Origin of the sequence: Cellulomonas sp. FA1, assembly GCF_000986825.1 — a bacterium.
In the GTDB taxonomy this organism is placed as follows: Bacteria; Actinomycetota; Actinomycetes; order Actinomycetales; family Cellulomonadaceae; genus Cellulomonas; species Cellulomonas iranensis.
The window spans coordinates 3,123,725-3,138,612 of sequence record NZ_LBMY01000001.1 but is presented as its reverse complement, the minus strand read 5'-3'; the positions used below and the strand labels follow the sequence as shown (position 1 = coordinate 3,138,612).

The following is a 14,888-nucleotide window of genomic DNA, read 5'->3' as shown; positions in this document are numbered from 1 at the left end:
CAAAACGGCCCGGCCGGATGAGACCCCTCTCCTCTCGTGTGATCTGTCTCACGGCGGTTCGTCGCATTCGCCTATAATTCGCGGGCACCTAGGACCACAGCACGGAGGCCCGCCCATGAGCCGCCACGCGCGCGAGCCGCACGACGCACCCGCCCCCGCGGCGGTCGGCGTCGTGCGCGCCGCGCACGAACGGTTCGTGACGGCGGGCGACGACCCGGGACGGCAGGTCAGGCCCGTCGTCGCGGACTCCTGGCGACGCAGCCGCCGGGTCGGCGTCGACCCCGAGCAGCCGGTCCCGCCCGTCGACGTCGCGGGCCGTGACCTCACCGCGCTGCGCGACGCGCACCCGCTGTCCGGGGCCGTGCCGATCGTCCGGCGCCTGCTGCTGGAGCCGGGGCCGAGCTGGGTCGCCGCGCTCAGCGACGAGTCGGGGCGCCTGCTGTGGGTCGACGGCGACCGGACGCTGCGCCGACCCCTCGACGGCGTCGGGTTCGTCGAGGGCGCGGCCTGGGGCGAGCACGCGGTCGGCACGAACGCGCTCGGCACCGCGCTCGCGACGCGCCGCCCCCTGCAGGTGCTCGGCAGCGAGCACTGGGCGCGCGCGGTGCACCCGTGGAGCTGCGCCGCCGTCCCCCTGCACGACGCCGACGGCCGCCTGCTCGGGGTGCTCGACGTCACGGGGCGGGAGGACGCGGCGTCGTGGATGGCGCTCGCGCTCGTCCGCGCGACGGTCACCGCCGTCGAGGCGACGATCGCCGCGAGCGCCGGTGCACCCCCGACCGCCCGTCTCGAGGTGCTCGGCGCGCACGCGGGCACGCTGCACACGCCCGCCGGCCGCCGTCGGCTCACCTGCCGGCACGCCGAGATCCTGCTGCTCCTGGCCGAGCACCCCGCCGGCCTGCGCGGCGACGAGCTCGCCGTGCTGCTGTCCGAGTCCGAGCTGTCCGAGGTCACGGTCCGGGCGGAGATCTCGCGTCTGCGCCGCCTCGTCGGCCCCCTGCTGTCCGAGTCCCGCCCCTACCGCCTGACCGCACCGCTGCAGACCGACGTCGACGGCGTGCGCGAGGCCCTCGCGCTGGGCGACCCCGGCGCGGCCCTGACGTCGTACACCGGCCCGATGCTGCCGCGCTCGGCCTCCCCGGGCGTCGCCCGCCTGCGCGACGCGCTGCACGCCGAGGTGCGGTCGGCCGCGCTCGCGTCGCGCGACCCGGGCCTCGTCGCGCGCTGGACGGCCGGCGACGAGGGCGCCGACGACTGGCAGGCGTGGCAGACCCTCGCGCAGGTCGCGCCCATCGGATCCGCCGCGCACCTGCGCGCCCACACGCGGCTCGCGCAGCTCGACCGCACGCTGCGCTGACCCGCGCGGTCACGCCCCGGCCGTGCAACGGTCGTGCAACGGTCCGCGGGCTAGCGTGCGGCGCGGTGGCACCGTCGCCCGGCTCCCCTCGGGGACCCGTCGCCCGGTCGCCGGGTCGGGCGGCGCGCGGGAGGGGGCGCGTCGCCCGACCACCACCGGCCCGATCGCACCACCCGGGCACCGCCGTCGCGGCGAGCGGTTCCCGCGACGCCGCACCGGCGGCTAGCGTGGGCGCTCGTGGACACCCACCATCCCGAGAGCACCGTGACCCCGCCCGCGATCGAGCCGGACGCCAAGGACTGGACCTGGGTCCTGCGGTCCCGGTGCCCGGAGTGCGGCTTCGCCGCCTCCGACGTCGACCCGACCGACATCGCCGGCACCGTGCGGGACCTCGTGCCGCGGTGGGTCGCGGCGCTGCACCGCGAGGACGCGCGCGTGCGCCCCGAGCCGACGGTCTGGTCGACGCTCGAGTACGGCGCGCACGTGCGTGACGTGATGCGCGTGTTCGACGAGCGCGTGCGCCTCATGGTCGAGGAGGAGGACCCGCTGTTCCCGAACTGGGACCAGGACGAGACCGCGCGGGCCGAGCGCTACGACCAGCAGGACCCGGCCGTCGTCGCCGACGAGCTCGTCGCGGCCGCCGACGCGACCGCGGACCGCTTCGACACGGTCACCGACGAGCAGTGGGAGCGCCGCGGCCGGCGGAGCAACGGCTCGGAGTTCACGGTGCGCACGCTCGGGCAGTACTTCCTGCACGACGTCGTCCACCACCTGCACGACGTGCACGCCTGAGCCGGGCGGCCCGTCCGACGGCGCCCTCGAGGCGCCGACCCTCCGGCGACGGCGTCCCGACGCCGTCCGTCACGGCGACGTCCGCTCCGCGGACGCGCGGGTCCGCCCGCGCGGCGCGTCCCGCCCGACGCGCCGCGCGCACTCACCCGTCCGTGGCACGCGACACCTGCCGGCAGCACGGGCTGTGTAGCGTCCGCCCATGACCGAACCGCGTGCGGTCCCTCCCGCGCTCGACGGCCGGCACGTGCTGGCCGTCCCCGCGGCCACGGACCTGCTGCCCCTGGTCCGCGCCTGGTTCCCCGACGCGCGCTGGTCCCGCGCCCCGCGGTCCGGCGACGACGCGTCCGCCGCACGCCCCGCGTCGGGCGCCCGGTTCCGCGGCATCGCGACGGCGCCCGAGCCGGAGGTCGGCGCGCTGGCGCTGGCCGGCACCGTCGAGCTCGACGGGCCGCACCCCCTGGACGCCGCGGGCGCCCGCGCGGTCGGCCTGCCCGCGCAGGACTCCGCGCTCTACGGGCTCCCCGCGGCCGTCGCACCGGGAACGACCGTGACGCCCGAGCTCGTCGCGGGCTGGGCCGCGGCCGTCGCGCGGCGCACGGGCGGCGGCGTGCTGCCCGCGGCGCGGGACCGCGCGGTCGTGCCCGACCCCGGGGCGGCCGTCGACCTCACGCTGTGGTCGCCCGCACCGCTCACCGCGCAGGACGCGCTGCCCGTGGTGCGCCCCGCGCTGACCGGCAGCCGCGTCGCCCCACCGCCTCCGGCGACACCGGGCGCGGCGCCGACGGGTTTCACGCTGACCGCCGCCTACGCGTACGACGGCGAGGTCGACGTGCGCTGCGAACGCGCGGCCGAGGTGCCGATGGTGCTGTCGACGATCGACCCGCACGAGCACGGGCCGTGGGCGTACCGCGTCACGTGGCGGCCGCCGGACCCGTACGAGCTGACGCGCGAGACGCCGTCGCAGCTGCACGTCATCGCGCGGCAGCGCGTCGCGCCGGGTGTCGCGGGTGCCGTCGCGGCGCTGCACGCGGCGGTCGGCGGGACGGTCGTCGACGTCGGCGGGTTCGTGGTGACGCGCGACGAGCTCGAGCGACGCGCCCGGGCACGCTGACGCCACGGCCGGCCGTCGGGCCGCGTCAGACGAACGGTGCGGAGCCCGCCGGGACCAGGTCCACCTCGACGCGGGGCGTCGCGCCGCGGCCGTCGGTGAAGATCACGCCGCGCAGCGGCGGCACGTCGTGGTAGTCGCGGCCCCAGCCGAGCACGACGTACCGGTCGTCGACGAGCTGGTCGTTGGTCGGGTCGGCGTCGAGCCAGCCGTGGCCGGGCAGCCACACCGAGACCCACGCGTGCGACGCGTCGGCGCCGCGCAGCTTGGGCCGTCCCGGGCGGGGGCGGGTCTCGATGTACCCCGACGCGTACCGCGCGGGCAGGCCGTGCAGGCGCAGCGCCGCGATCATGAGGTGCGCGAAGTCCTGGCACACGCCGGCCCCCTGCGCGAGCAGCTGCGCCTGCGTGGTGTGGACGGTCGTCGAGCCGGAGCGGTAGGTCAGCTCGGTGCGGATGCGGTGGACGAGGTCGACCACGACGTCCGCGAGCGGCCGGTCCTGCGCGAACGACGGCGCGGCCCAGTCGCGGACCTCGTCGACGAACGTCACGTGCGTCGACGGGAGCACGGCCTCGCGCACCGCGACGAGCCCCGCGGCGTCGGTGCGCAGCGCGCCCAGGTCGCCCGCCGTCACGGCGCGCGCGACGGCACGCCAGCCGACGTCGGGCAGCGCGTCGCGCGGCGGCACGGTCCGGCTCACCTCGAGCGTCGAGCGGGACGTCACGACGAGCCGCGTGTGCGGCGTCGTCACCCCGAAATACGTGGTCGTGCTGCCGAACCAGTCGACGTGCTCGCCCGTGTCGGCGGGCGCGGGGTCGATCGTCAGGCTCGTGCTGAGCACGCGCTGGTCGGGCAGGTCGCGCGGCGTCATCGTGGTGCGGCCGTAGGAGTCGGTGACGGGTTGCGGGTACTCGTAGGTCGTGCGGTGCACGAGGTCGTACGTCCGGACGCTCACGCGCCACCCCCGCTCGTGTCGTCGCCCGTGCCCCACAGGTCCACGAGCGCGCGGCCCGGTCCGGGCCGCACGAAGTGCACGCGCTCGATCTCGTCCGACGCCTCGCGCAGCCGCCACAGCATCGAGCCCAGCGCGTCGGCCAGGCGGACCCGCCGCCCGTCCTCGGACACCTCGTTGCCGACCGCGACCGTGTCGAGCTCGGCGACCAGCTCGGCGACGCCCTGCAGCAGGTGGTCGCGCTGCGCGGCGGACCGCGGCGCGGGCACGGCCTCGAGGTCGGCGAGCAGCCGGTCGAGCTGGAACGCGAGCGAGCGCGGGTTGGTGCGGTCGTGCACCAGCAGGTCGAGCACGCTCGCGACGCTCGCGCCCGACTGGTGCCGGCGGCGGTAGGTGATGACCGACTCCCCCGCGATGAGCACCGACTCCAGCAGCAGCTCCTCGACGTCGGCGGGCCGCCGCACGACAAGCGTCGCACCGAGCATGTCGACGAGGTTCTGCGCACGCTCGATGCGGCGGCCCGCGTCGAGCAGGTGCCAGCCGACGTCGCGCGTGAGGCCTTCCGCGGCGACGCCGGAGATCGCGAGCAGGCTCTCGAGCACGCGGTCGAGCGTCGGACGCAGCCCCGCGGTGACGGCCCCCGGGACGTCGGCGTCGCCGCCCTGCCCGCGCGTGCGGCCGCGCGAGCGCTCGTCGCGCAGCGCCCGCTCGATGCGGGCCAGCGGACCGTAGACGTCGGTCGAGAGCTGGTCGCGCGCGGCGGCCGCCGCGGTGCCGAGCCGGCGCACCGCGCGGGCCACCGAGCCCGGCGTGCGGCGGTCGAGGAGCAGGTCCCGCAGCGCGGGCGCGTGGGGGGCGACGGGCGGAGTGTCGGGCGCCCCGGTGCCCGCGACGCCACCGTCCGGGAGCGCGGCGGGGGTCAGCGCGTGCAGCAGCACCGCGAGCGCCTGACCGCCCGGCGCGTCGGGCGTGCGTTGGTAGTCGTCCCAGCGGTCGGCGACCGCGCGCAGCACGCGCACCTCGCCCTCGGCGCGCTCGGCGTACCGGCCGATCCAGTAGAGGTTCTCGGCGGTGCGCGGCGAGATGCCGTACCCGGCGACGCGCCCGACGGCGGTCACGGCGTCCTCGCGCGGCCCGACGGCGGACGTCGTGGGCTGGGAGGACATGACCCACACGTCCTTGGCGGTCGCCCCGCGCGACGACGACGACACGACCGGGTCGTCGGCGACGCGCGCGAGGCCGCCGGACATCACCGTGTACGTGCCGGCGTGCGCGACCGCGTACGCGCGCAGCACGGCCGCCCGCGGCCCCAGGTCCGCGGGCCCGACGCCCTCGACGCCCGGCCGGTCGGTCGCGACGCCCGCCTCCTCGACGGTCGGGCCGACGGGCTCCTGCCCGACCCACCGCCACGGCTCGGCCGTGATGCGCGCCGCGAGAGCGTCACGCTCGGCGGCGCTCAACGTCCAGCCCAGCACGGTCGTGGTGCGCGGACCGTGCACCGTCGGCTTGAGCACGAGGCGGTCGAGCCGGCCCAGCACGTGCCGCAGCGACCGCTCCTCGCCGCACCACCACGTGGGCGCCGACGCGAGCACGAGGTCCTGGTCGAGCACCGCGCGCGCGAGCCGCGGCAGGTACGTGAGCAGCGCGGGGCTCTCCAGCACCGACGCCCCCAGCGGGTTGACGACGCTCACCGACCCCTGCCGGACCGCGTGCACCAGCCCGGGAACCCCCAGTCGGGAACCGGCCCGCAGGTCGAGCGGGTCGCACCAGTCGCCGTCGACGCGGCGCAGCACGACGTCGACGCGCTCGAGCCCGTCGATGCCCTGCAGGTGCAGGCGCCCGGCGCGCACCACCAGGTCGGACCCCTCGACCAGCGGCAGCCCGAGCATCGAGGCGAGGAACGCCTGGTCGAACGCGGTCTCGCTGCCCGGTCCCGGCGACAGCAGGACCGCGCGCGGCTCGTCGCCCGCCGTCTCGGGCGCGACCTCCCGCAGCGCCTGCCGCAGCGCGTGGAAGAACGGCCCGAGCCGCGCGATCGGCGCCTGCCGGTACACGCCCGCGAGCACCTGCGACGTGACGCGGCGCCCCTCCATGGCGTACCCGGCGCCCGACGGCGCCTGCGTGCGGTCCGCGACCGCGCACCAGCCGCCCGTCGAGTCCCGCACCAGGTCCGTCGCGGTCAGCACGAGCTCACGCCCGCCCGGCAGCCGCAGCCCGTCGACCGCACGCAGGAAGCCGGGGTGCGACAGCACCGCCGTGGGCGGCAGCACGCGGTCGTCGAGCAGGCGGCGCGGCCCGTACAGGTCGTGCAGCACCGCGTCGAGCACCTCGGCGCGCTGCACGAGCGCCGCGTCCAGGCGCGCCCACTCGGGCTCGTCGACGACCACGGGCAGCGGGTCGAGACGCCAGGGCTGCTCGCCGTCGGGCCCGTCGCCGCCGTAGGTGACGCCGTGCTCGGCGAGCAGCTGCTCGGCCTGCCGCGCGGCGCGCGCGAGGTCGTCGTCGGTCGGGGCCGCACCCGGCGGCAGCCAGGTCCAGTCCGGCCGGTGCGAGATCGCCGTCCCGTCGCCCAGCAGGCGCGGCGACGAGAGCAGGTCGGTCACCCGGGCAGTCTGGCGCACGCGGGCGCCAGGTGCGTGCCGCGCCCACCGGCCTGTCGCGGACGCCACCCGCGCGCCGCGCACCCCACCCCCGTGCGCACCGCCGCCACGCGCACCGCCGCGCAGGGCCGGCCCGCCACACGGCCGCCTCCCGCCGAGCGCGGCACTCGTGCGTCCAGTGCGGTACTCGTTTCGGGTGCGCTCGACGGACGACTACCGCCCTCGCGAGGTGGGGCGCGGCTGGGCACGGTGCTGCCGGCGTTCCGGTCCGACCATGCGCCGAGCGCGGCCGCCGTCCACCGGACACGGCCGCCACCCACCGAGCGCGGTACTCGTGCGTCCAGGGCGGTACTCGTTTCCGGTGCGCTCGACGAACGACTACCGCGCTCGACGACAGGCGGGTACGGGCGGGCGATGGCGCGGCGCCTCGGGAGAGGGTCCTCGGCGTGGCGTGCCGCGTTCGTGTGGTCGCCGCGGTGAGGGTGGTGCGGTGACGGAGAGGACGACGGCCGACGGGCACCGACGCGCGGGCGCCGACGAGCACGCCCGCGAGCCCGCACGCGATCCCGGGCACGCGAGCGCCGACGAGCACGCGAGCGACGCCGAGCACCGACGGAACCTCGGGCACGAGCACGAGCACGAGCACGGGCACGAGCACGGGCACGGGCACGGGCACGGGCACGGGCACGGGCACGGGCACGGGCACGGGCACGGGCAGACCGTGCTGCCGGCGGCGTCGGCGCGGCGCGCGCGGGGGCTGCTCGCGGCGGTCCTGCTGCCGGTGGTCGTGCTCACCGGGCTCGGGGCGTGGTGGCTGTGGCCCGACCCGGACGCCGCACCGCCGCGGTTCGCGACCGACGGGCCCGGCGTCACGTACGTGCGCGGCGAGGTCGTCGCGGTGCACGACGGCACGGCCGACGGGGCCACGACCGACGACCTGGGTGCGGGTGACCTCGGTGAAGGGGACGGTGGCACGGGCGACCTCGGCACGGGTCGCTCTGCCACCGACGACCCCGGCACCGGCACCGGCGCCGACGACCAGGCGACGATCCGGCTCGCCGACGGCACCGAGGTCGGCATGCACGTGCCGCCCGAGTACGTGCCCGAGCTCGCGGTCGGCGACACGGTGCGGGTCGCACGCATGGCGGTCGCGGCGATCGCGTTCGACCCGACCGCCGACCCCGAGGCGATGACGACGCAGCACGTGTTCGTCGACTTCGTGCGCGGACCGCCGATGGCGCTGCTCGCCGCGGTGTTCGCGCTGCTCGTCGTGCTGGTGGCGCGCTGGCGCGGGGTCGCGGCGCTCGCGGGCATGGCCGTGGGGCTCGTCGTCGTCGCGGGGTTCACGCTGCCCGCGCTGCTGCAGGGCCGCCCCGCGGTGCCCGTGGCGCTCGTGACGAGCGTCGCGATCATGTTCGCGGTGCTCTACCTCGCGCACGGGGTGTCGGTGCGCACGTCGACCGCGCTCGCCGGGACGCTCGTCGGGCTCGTCGCGACCGCGGGGATCGCGGCGTGGGCCGGCGGCGCGGCGCACCTGACCGGGCTGTCGGGCGAGTACGCGCTGGACCTGATGTCCGTCGCCCCGGAGGTGCGGCTGCGCGCCGTGCTCGTGTGCGGCATGGTGCTCGCCGGCCTGGGGGTGCTGAACGACGTGACCATCACGCAGGCGTCCGCGGTGTGGGAGCTGCACGCCGCGAGCCCGGGCCGCTCGTGGCGTGCGCTGTTCGGCCAGGGCATGCGGATCGGGCGCGACCACATCGCGTCGACGGTCTACACGATCGTGTTCGCGTACGTCGGCGCGGCGCTGCCGCTCGTGCTGCTCGTCAGCCTGTCCGACCGTGACCTGCTGGGCCTGCTGACCAGCGGCGAGATCGCCGAGGAGGTGGTCCGCACGTTGGTCGGCTCGATCGGGCTGGTGCTCGCGATCCCGGTGACGACGGCGCTCGCGGCGACGTTCGTCCGGCTGTCCGCGCCCCCGGCGGCCGAGCCCGCGCTCCGCGTCGCGCCCGACGCGGCACGCGTGGCCTGACGGTGCCGGGTCGCGCCGTTGGCCCGGGGCGGGAGCGACGACGAGGCGGGGCGGTGAGGGCTCGGCCTCTCCGCCCCGCCTCGGGGCCGCCGCGTGCCGGGCGCGGTCCTCACGGTGCCGGCGGCAGCGTCCCCGGGTCGAGGAGCCCGCGGCGCAGCGCGGGCACGAGACGCGACGGCACGACGACGTCGCGCCCGTCGACGCGCACGCGGGTCAGGGGCGTGGGCGTCGCGACCCACTGCGCGCGGCGGGACCGGGTGCGCGAGCGCGACGTCTTCCGCTTGGGGACGGCCATCAGCCCTGCCTCCCCTTCCAGCGCGGGTTCTTCTTGTTGATGACGTAGGTCCTGCCGCGGCGGCGCACGACGATCGACCCGTCCTTCTTCTTGAGCGACGCGAGCGACGCGCGCACCTTCATCGGTCCTGCTCCTTCGGCGTGGTGCCGCCGGGCGTGCCGTAGCGGCGGTGGAACTTCTCGACGCGGCCCGCGGTGTCCATGACGCGTGCGCTGCCGGTCCAGAACGGGTGGCTGGCGCTCGAGATCTCGACGTCGATCACGGGGTAGGTGCACCCGTCCTCCCACTCGACCGTGGTGGTGGACGTCGCGGTCGAGCGCGTGAGGAACGCGTACCCGGCCGACGCGTCGCGGAACACGACGGGGTGGTAGTCGGGGTGGATGCCCTGCTTCACGGGTGGCTCCTCACCAGCTGGACTTGGTGACGCCGGGCAGCTCGCCGCCCAGCGCCATCTGACGGAACCGCACGCGGGACAGCCCGAACGTGCGCAGGTGGCCGCGCGGGCGGCCGTCGGCGAGGTCGCGGTTGCGCAGCCGCACGGGGCTCGCGTCGCGCGGCTGGGCGTGCAGCGCGGCGCGGGCGGCGCGGCGCTCGTCCTCGGTGAGGTGGGGGTTCACGGACGCGGCGCGCAGCTCAGTGCGGCGTGCGGCGTACCGGGCGACGACCTCGCGCCGCTGGGCGTCGCGCGCGATCTTGGACTTCTTGGCCATGTCAGCGCTCCTCGCGGAAGTCGACGTGCCGGCGCAGCACGGGGTCGAACTTGCGCAGCACGAGGCGGTCGGGGGTGTTCCGGCGGTTCTTGCGGGTCACGTAGGTGAACCCGGTGCCGCCCGTCGAGCGCAGCTTGATCACGGGCCGGAGGTCGACGCGGCGCCCGGCCATCAGACCTTCTCCCCGCGGGCGAGGATCTCGGCGACGACGACGTCGATGCCGCGGCGGTCGATGGTCTTGATGCCGTCGGTCGAGACGCGCAGCCGCACGTGCCGCCCGAGGGACGGGACCCAGTAGCGGCGGCGCTGGACGTTCGGCACGAACCGCCGGGACGTGCGGCGCCCCGAGTGGGACACGGTGCGCCCGAAGGTCGGCACCTTCCCCAAGACCTGGCAGTGGTTGCTCATGGCGGACGACCGTAGTTATTGATTATGGTTCTCGTCAACTGTCGAGAACGATTCGCATCAACCAGGAGCGCCCGTGACCCGCACCCCCGTCGTCGTCCTGTCCTCCGTCGACCCCGTCGAGCGCGACGCGACGCTGCTCGGCCTGCTGATCGACTCCCCGCGCACCGTCGCGGTCCGCCACGACATCCACGACGACGAGGACGGCGGCGCGATCCGCCGCGTCGTCGCGTCCGCCGACGGCGTCGTCGAGGACGAGATCGTGCCGCTCGAGCACGCGTGCCTGTCATGCGCCGTCCGTGAGGACGCCGTGCCCACGCTGCGCCGCCTCGCCGACGACCCGCGCTGGGACGCCGTCGTGCTCGCGCTGCCCGTGGGCGCCGAGTCCCTGCCCGTGGTCCGCGCCCTCGGGTGGGCCATGCGCGCGGGCGAGCCGCTGGCGGGCCTGCGGCTCGGCGACACCGTGACGACCGTCGACCTGGCCGGGTTCCACGACGACCTGCTGGGCGACGACCTGCTCGACGAGCGCGGCCTCGCGCTCACCGCCGACGACCGACGCGCGGTCGGCGAGGCGCTCGCGGCGCAGGTGGGCCACGCCGACGTCGTCCTCGTGACGGGGGCGCGCGACGACCACCCCGTCGCGTCCGACCTGCTGGACCACGTGCGCGCGGGTGACGCCCGCCGCGTCGACGGCCGGCACGCCGTGACCGTCGCCGACCTCGTCGCGCACGAGCACCACCCCGCGACCGGCGAGCGCCGGCTCGACCCCGCGCACGTCGCGCCCGTGGCCGGCGCACCCACGCGGAACGGCGTGTGGACCCTCGACCTGCGGTCGAGGCACCCGTTCCACCCCGAGCGTCTGCTGCACGACGTGCGACGCCTGGGCTCGCCGCCCGTGCGCAGCCGCGGACGGTTCCACGTGCCGAGCCGTCCCGACACGCTGTGCGTGTGGGACGGCGCGGGCGGTCAGCTCAGCATCGGGGCGGCCGGGCCGTGGGGCCGCCGCACGCCCGACACGCGCCTGGTGGTCACGGGCACGGGCGACGAGGCGCCCGCGCTGCGCGAGGCGTTCGCCGAGCTCGTCCTCAGCGACGCGGAGGTGCGCCGCGGGTACGCGCCGTGGCTGGGTCGCCCCGACGTGCTCGCGCCGTGGCTGGGCGACCGGACCTCGGCGTGAGCGGTCAGGGCGTCGAGTAGACGACCGGCTGGTAGCCGCCGATCGCGGGGATGACCGTGAGCGTGACGTCGCTCGGGTCCGCGACGAGGAACGCCAGGTCGAACGCGACCACACCCGCGGGCCGGATCTCCACGCTCGGGCCCGTGACCTCGATCTGCGCGGTCGCGTCGGTGAGCGGCGTGGCCTCGACGCCGCCCGAGACGGCCGTGGCGCTCAGCGTGTGCGGCTTGTAGTCCGTGCGCGACCCGTTGGTGATCGACACCCGGATCTTCACGGGCACACCCTCCCCGCCCAGGCCCACGGTCTGCTCGGTCGGCTCGAACTCGACGGGCGTCTTGATCTGCACGAAGAGCCCGTTGCCGTACTCGTACGCCTGCCCGAACGTGCGCTGCCCGCCCTCGTAGTCGGCGAGCGGGGTCTCCTCGGAGCCCTCCGCGCTGGCAGGGGTCGAGCAGCCCGCGGCCACGAGCGTGAGGGCCGTGAGCGCGGCGAGGGCCGCGGCCTGCACGCGACGGCGAGGGGCGGTGGCGCGGGACGAGGGGGGAGGGGTCACGCGAGGCTCCAGGGGTCGGTGCGGGACGCGGTCCGGTTCCGGTGCACGGCCCCGCGCACCGGCACGACGCGCAGGGCGACGTGACCACGACCCGTGGTGCGGTGCGGGAGACGCGAGGTGCCTGGAGGTGCGGCTCCCCCGTGGGCCGGCGTCAAGGTAGCACCGGGCTCATAGGCCGCGGAAGGGTGCGTCCAGAACCGTGAAGTCACCCCTGACCTGCGGCGATGCTTCTCCGTGCGTCCGACGGGGCGACCCCGCCGTGCGCCGCTCGGGTGACGCCCGGACCGGGCGCGCGCAACGAGGTGTTTACACGGCGTCCGCCATGCGGACGTGACGGCTCGCGATCCGGAACGATCCGGGCGGGCGCGGCCGACGGCGCGAACCGGGCACGTCCGGCGCACCGGTCGCGCGTGACGGTCGAGCGCGACGTCGGCGGCGAGCCCCGCCGGCGGACACGGCGAGGGCCAGGCGGGCACGTGCCCTGACCTGGCCCTTCGAGCGGAGCGGGTGACGGGAATCGAACCCGCGCTATCAGCTTGGGAAGCTGATGTTCTACCATTGAACTACACCCGCGCGGCGCCATCGAGGGCGCTGCGGCGTCGATCCTACCCGCTGCGGGGCCCCACTCTTCAACCCGGCCCACCGGTGACGCCCCACGTCGGCGCGGGACCGGCGCAGCCCGGCACGGGCTGGTCGCCCCGCGCGCGCGGTGGCAGGGTCGGGCGCGTGACCGCGACGCTGCGCCCGTTCCACCCCAGCGACCTGCCCGGCATGTACCGCGTGTGCCTGCTGACGGGCGCCGCGGGTGGTGACGCGACGTCGCTGTACCGCTCGCCGGACCTGCTGGGGCACGTGTACTGCGGCCCATACCCGACGGCGGACCCGGGCCTGAGCTTCGTGGCGGTCGACTCGCAGGGCGTCGCGGGGTACGTCGTCGCGACGGCCGGCACGGCGGCGTTCGAGGCGTGGTGCGAGCGGGCGTGGTGGCCCGTGCTGCGCGCGCAGCACCCGCAGGTGCCGGACCCGCGGGACGGCACCGAGGACCACGCGCTGCTCGCGCGGATCCACCACCCGGAGCCGTCGGAGGTGCCGACGCACGCGCCGGCGCACCTGCACGTCGACCTGCTGCCGCGCCTGCAGGGGCAGGGCTGGGGGCGTCGGCTCATCGAGACGCTCGCGGGCGCGCTGCGCGCGCGGGGCGTGCCGGGCGTCCACCTGGGCGTGGCGGCGCAGAACACGCGCGCGGTGGCGTTCTACGAGCACCTGGGGTTCCGGCGCGACGCGTCGTTCGACTGGGGGCACCGGATGGTGCTCGACCTGCGGTGACGCGTGCGCCCCGTTCTTATTGATACCGGCTCTCACTCTCTGTTAGGTTCTCGGCACCCCACCGACCGACCGGAGAGGACCGGGCGCGCCTTGCCGCCCCACCACGCCATGACCACTGCCCCGCACCCCCGCACCCGTCGCACGGCCCCCGCGCTCGCGCTCGCGCTCACCGCGACGCTCCTCGCCGCGTGCTCCGGCACGTCCGACGCCGCCGACGCCGCGACGCCCACCCCCACCGCCGACATCACGACGGCGCCCGCCGTCGAGCGCGCGGCCGCCCTCCCGCGCCTCGCCGTCACGTATGACGGCGGCGTCCTCGTGCTCGACGGCGCGTCGCTCGAGGTCCTCGCCGACCTGCCCGCCGAGGGCTACCTGCGCGTCAACCCCGCGGGCGACCACCGCCACGTGCTGGTCTCGACCGCCGCGGGCTTCCAGGTGCTCGACGCCGGCACGTGGGGCCAGGCGCACGGCGACCACGCGCACTACTACACGAGCGAGCCGCGGCTCACCGACGTGACGTTCCCCGCCGACCACCCGGGCCACGCGGTGGTCCACGACGGCCGCACCGCGCTGTTCGCCGACGGCACGGGCGAGGTCACGGTCGTCGACTCCACCGCGGTCGCCGACGGGCCGTCGGACGACGCCCGCACGTACACGACCCCGCACGCGCACCACGGCGTCGCGGTCGAGCTGCACGACGGCACGCTCGTCGTCTCCGAGGGCACCGAGGACGCCCGCACCGGGGTCCGCGCGCTCGACGCCGACGGCGACGAGATCGCCGCGATCGACACGTGCCCGGGCGTGCACGGCGAGTCCGTCGCGCAGGGCGACGTCGTCGCGATCGGCTGCCAGGACGGGGTCGTGCTGTTCAAGGACGGCGCGTTCACCAAGGTCCCGAGCCCCGACGCGTACGGCCGCGTCGGCAACCAGGCCGGCTCGGAGGAGTCGCCGGTCGTGCTGGGCGACTACAAGACCGACCCGGACGCCGAGCTCGAGCGCCCGACGCGCGTGTCGCTGGTCGACACCCGCACGGCGACCCTGCGGCTCGTCGACCTGCCCGCGTCGTACACGTTCCGCTCGCTCGCGCGCGGCGACGACGGCGAGGCGATCGTGCTGGGCACCGACGGCGCGCTGCACGTGATCGACCCCGAGACGGGTGCGCTCGTGCGCTCGACGCCCGTGGTCGACGCGTGGGAGGAGCCCACCGAGTGGCAGACCCCGCGCCCCGCCGTGAAGGTCCACGCGGGCACCGCGTACGTGACCGACCCGGCCACGCGGCGCGTCCTCGCGGTCGACGTCGAGACGGGCCAGGTCTACCGCTCCGTCACGCTCGACGTCGTGCCGGACGAGGTCGCGCTCGCGACCGGCGAGGCGCCGGAGAGCCACGAGGGCCACGCCGCCGACGCGACGCACGACGAGCACGCGCACGACGACGAGCACGCCGACCACGACCACTGAGCACCGGCACCGCCCCCTCGCCGCACGGCGAGGGGGCGGTCGCGCGCCCGCCTGCCGGGACGGACACCCGGGACGACGTGGGACGAGGACGCCGCGCGGGCCGCCGCGCCGCAGCACGACCCACCG

General features: G+C 76.6%; 16 protein-coding genes and 1 tRNA gene. 7 read left to right on the top strand and 10 right to left on the bottom strand.

Annotated elements, in window-relative coordinates:
• Positions 1 to 115 precede the first annotated feature (115 nt).
• The 3 genes from GY42_RS14110 to GY42_RS14100 all read left to right on the top strand — a co-directional run bounded on the left by GY42_RS14110 (position 116) and on the right by GY42_RS14100 (position 3,260).
• Positions 116 to 1,357 (top strand): GAF domain-containing protein, encoded by a 1,242-nt coding sequence (locus GY42_RS14110; RefSeq protein ID WP_046529811.1) that lies wholly within the window; start codon positions 116 to 118, stop codon positions 1,355 to 1,357.
• A gap of 237 nt (positions 1,358 to 1,594) precedes the next feature.
• On the top strand, positions 1,595 to 2,149 hold the full coding sequence (locus GY42_RS14105; protein ID WP_046529810.1) for a DinB family protein: 555 nt from the start codon (positions 1,595 to 1,597) through the stop codon (positions 2,147 to 2,149).
• 199 nt (positions 2,150 to 2,348) lie between these two features.
• Entirely contained in the window at positions 2,349 to 3,260 is a 912-nt protein-coding gene (locus GY42_RS14100; RefSeq protein ID WP_046529809.1) for a hypothetical protein, read from the top strand.
• A 25-nt stretch (positions 3,261 to 3,285) separates the two neighbouring features.
• On the opposite strand, the gene GY42_RS14095 is transcribed toward GY42_RS14100, so the two are convergent.
• Both GY42_RS14095 and GY42_RS14090 read right to left on the bottom strand, forming a co-directional pair.
• On the bottom strand, positions 3,286 to 4,212 hold the full coding sequence (locus tag GY42_RS14095) for a transglutaminase family protein (protein ID WP_046529808.1): 927 nt from the start codon (positions 4,210 to 4,212) through the stop codon (positions 3,286 to 3,288).
• Positions 4,209 to 6,812 carry a circularly permuted type 2 ATP-grasp protein gene (locus GY42_RS14090; RefSeq protein ID WP_046529807.1) on the bottom strand — a complete coding sequence of 868 codons (2,604 nt, stop codon included), beginning with the start codon at positions 6,810 to 6,812 and terminating at the stop codon, positions 4,209 to 4,211. The genes GY42_RS14095 and GY42_RS14090 overlap by 4 nt, the downstream gene beginning before the upstream one ends.
• 487 nt (positions 6,813 to 7,299) lie before the next feature.
• Here GY42_RS14090 and GY42_RS19875 point away from each other — a divergent pair, with 487 nt between their 5' ends.
• The gene (locus GY42_RS19875) at positions 7,300 to 8,838 is read left to right on the top strand and encodes a YibE/F family protein (RefSeq protein WP_236686797.1); all 1,539 of its coding nucleotides are present in this window, start codon (positions 7,300 to 7,302) and stop codon (positions 8,836 to 8,838) included.
• A 109-nt stretch (positions 8,839 to 8,947) separates the two neighbouring features.
• Here GY42_RS19875 and rpmF read toward each other — a convergent pair whose 3' ends face one another.
• From rpmF to rpmB, 6 genes are read right to left on the bottom strand one after another with little or no spacing between them, the layout of a single operon-like run.
• Positions 8,948 to 9,133 carry a 50S ribosomal protein L32 gene (rpmF, locus tag GY42_RS14080; protein WP_046529806.1) on the bottom strand — a complete coding sequence of 62 codons (186 nt, stop codon included), beginning with the start codon at positions 9,131 to 9,133 and terminating at the stop codon, positions 8,948 to 8,950.
• Positions 9,133 to 9,255 carry a type B 50S ribosomal protein L36 gene (gene ykgO / locus GY42_RS14075; protein ID WP_046529805.1) on the bottom strand — a complete coding sequence of 41 codons (123 nt, stop codon included), beginning with the start codon at positions 9,253 to 9,255 and terminating at the stop codon, positions 9,133 to 9,135. Before ykgO ends, rpmF begins: the two co-directional genes overlap by 1 nt.
• Positions 9,252 to 9,527, bottom strand: coding sequence for a type B 50S ribosomal protein L31 (locus GY42_RS14070; protein ID WP_046529804.1), 276 nt, complete (start codon positions 9,525 to 9,527; stop codon positions 9,252 to 9,254). Before GY42_RS14070 ends, ykgO begins: the two co-directional genes overlap by 4 nt.
• A gap of 10 nt (positions 9,528 to 9,537) precedes the next feature.
• The gene (gene rpsN / locus GY42_RS14065) at positions 9,538 to 9,843 is read right to left on the bottom strand and encodes a 30S ribosomal protein S14 (protein WP_046529803.1); all 306 of its coding nucleotides are present in this window, start codon (positions 9,841 to 9,843) and stop codon (positions 9,538 to 9,540) included.
• A gap of 1 nt (position 9,844) precedes the next feature.
• Positions 9,845 to 10,015 (bottom strand): 50S ribosomal protein L33, encoded by a 171-nt coding sequence (gene rpmG / locus GY42_RS14060; RefSeq protein ID WP_046529802.1) that lies wholly within the window; start codon positions 10,013 to 10,015, stop codon positions 9,845 to 9,847.
• Positions 10,015 to 10,251 carry a 50S ribosomal protein L28 gene (gene rpmB / locus GY42_RS14055; RefSeq protein ID WP_046529801.1) on the bottom strand — a complete coding sequence of 79 codons (237 nt, stop codon included), beginning with the start codon at positions 10,249 to 10,251 and terminating at the stop codon, positions 10,015 to 10,017. The genes rpmG and rpmB overlap by 1 nt, the downstream gene beginning before the upstream one ends.
• Before the next feature lie 73 nt (positions 10,252 to 10,324).
• Between rpmB and GY42_RS14050 the strand changes: the two genes are divergently transcribed.
• A complete protein-coding gene (locus GY42_RS14050; RefSeq protein WP_046529800.1) occupies positions 10,325 to 11,425 on the top strand; it encodes a CobW family GTP-binding protein in 1,101 nt (366 codons plus the stop codon).
• Between the two features lie 4 nt (positions 11,426 to 11,429).
• Here GY42_RS14050 and GY42_RS14045 read toward each other — a convergent pair whose 3' ends face one another.
• Both GY42_RS14045 and GY42_RS14040 read right to left on the bottom strand, forming a co-directional pair.
• On the bottom strand, positions 11,430 to 11,978 hold the full coding sequence (locus tag GY42_RS14045) for a hypothetical protein (protein WP_152667338.1): 549 nt from the start codon (positions 11,976 to 11,978) through the stop codon (positions 11,430 to 11,432).
• Between the two features lie 502 nt (positions 11,979 to 12,480).
• Positions 12,481 to 12,551 (bottom strand) — tRNA-Gly (locus tag GY42_RS14040).
• Positions 12,552 to 12,704: 153 nt separating this feature from the next.
• Between GY42_RS14040 and GY42_RS14035 the strand changes: the two genes are divergently transcribed.
• A complete protein-coding gene (locus GY42_RS14035; protein ID WP_082131570.1) occupies positions 12,705 to 13,304 on the top strand; it encodes a GNAT family N-acetyltransferase in 600 nt (199 codons plus the stop codon).
• 108 nt (positions 13,305 to 13,412) lie between these two features.
• Positions 13,413 to 14,762 carry a zinc metallochaperone AztD gene (gene aztD / locus GY42_RS14030; protein ID WP_046529798.1) on the top strand — a complete coding sequence of 450 codons (1,350 nt, stop codon included), beginning with the start codon at positions 13,413 to 13,415 and terminating at the stop codon, positions 14,760 to 14,762.
• Positions 14,763 to 14,888: the final 126 nt, after the last annotated feature.